The following is a 1147-nucleotide window of genomic DNA, read 5'->3' on the forward strand; positions in this document are numbered from 1 at the left end:
TCCTCGTCGTAGTCCCCGTCCTCATCATCCTTGTGGTCGCGGATGAAGTTCTGCGCCTTGGTCTTCAGCGCTTTGAGCTTGGGGACCAGGGGGCGGATTTCGTCGGCGTAGGAGGACAGGGCGGAGGCGACCGTCTCCAGGCCGTCGGCGAATTCATCGGCGCGGGTCTGGACCGGCTTGGTGGTGGCGAAGAGCTTTTCCGCCTCCGGGGCCTTGTAGAACGCGGACAGGCCCTGGAAGTGGGAGTGGACATCCGCACCGGTGGTGCGGATCTTCCCCGCATCCTTCTTCAGCAGCCCGTGGTCCTTCTCCAGCTGGCCCAGGTCCCCGGTGTACTGCGGAATCTGATCGGGCTTGAGCTCGATCTTCATCGCTCCTGGACCCCCGGCTTCGTCGGGTCCACATCCACCGCCCCCAGCGCCTTGCGCTGGGACTCCGCGGCCATCTCCAAATCCCCATTGGTATACGCGGTGGTGGCATCCACCGCACCATTGAGGGACTTGCCCGCCCGCATCGCGATGAACTTCAGATCATTGATGGTGTGCTCGGAAAACTGCGACAACGCCAGCGCCACCAGACCCCCGCCCGGCTTCTCACCCTTACCGCCGCCCTGGGCCTCCCCCTCGGCGGCGATGGTGCCCGCACTGGTCGCCGCGGACTGCAGATGCTCCCCGTACGCCTTGGTATACGTCTCGATCTTCCCGGCGAACTCCCCGGTCGTCTTCAGCACACCCGAAATGCCCTGCGGATCCAGATCCCAACCCGCCATGCGCTACCCCTGCTCCCCGTTACCCGACCACACCCACCGCAAAGGCGGGTCAGCCGATGTTGTCCACCGCGGACTTCGCCTTGGACAGCGTGTGCTGCGCCGTCCCGTCATTCTTCTCCAGCGTCGTCTTCAACAGCTGAATAATGTTCTTGACCTCCTGCGAGGCCCGATTCCAGCGCAGCTCCTTGCCGTGGTACTCATCCGCCACGCCATCGGCGGTGAAATCCGCCATCGCCGCCTTCACCTGACCGTCCCGCGCGGTAATCACCTGCTCCAACCGCGCGATCACCGTCTGGATATTGCCCTGCGCATCCGCCGACGCACCCGTGTCGTACGAACGACGGTCCTGACCCGCAGCACCCATCAACACTCACTCCC

2 protein-coding genes and 1 pseudogene are annotated in these 1147 nt (G+C 64.5%); all 3 read right to left on the reverse strand.

Going from position 1 to position 1147, the window contains the following annotated elements; translation table 11 throughout:
• Positions 1-371: pseudogene (locus ACIGQF_RS38470) on the reverse strand (protein phosphatase); the annotation flags it as partial.
• Positions 368-769, reverse strand: coding sequence for a DUF6507 family protein (locus ACIGQF_RS38475; RefSeq protein WP_399720770.1), 402 nt, complete (start codon positions 767-769; stop codon positions 368-370). The gene ACIGQF_RS38475 and the pseudogene ACIGQF_RS38470, both read right to left, overlap by 4 nt.
• Positions 770-818: 49 nt before the next feature.
• A complete protein-coding gene (locus ACIGQF_RS38480; RefSeq protein ID WP_399720773.1) occupies positions 819-1133 on the reverse strand; it encodes a pore-forming ESAT-6 family protein in 315 nt (104 codons plus the stop codon).
• Positions 1134-1147 lie beyond the last annotated feature (14 nt).

This window comes from Streptomyces sp. NPDC053560 (assembly GCF_044544605.1).
Taxonomy (GTDB): domain Bacteria; phylum Actinomycetota; class Actinomycetes; order Streptomycetales; family Streptomycetaceae; genus Streptomyces.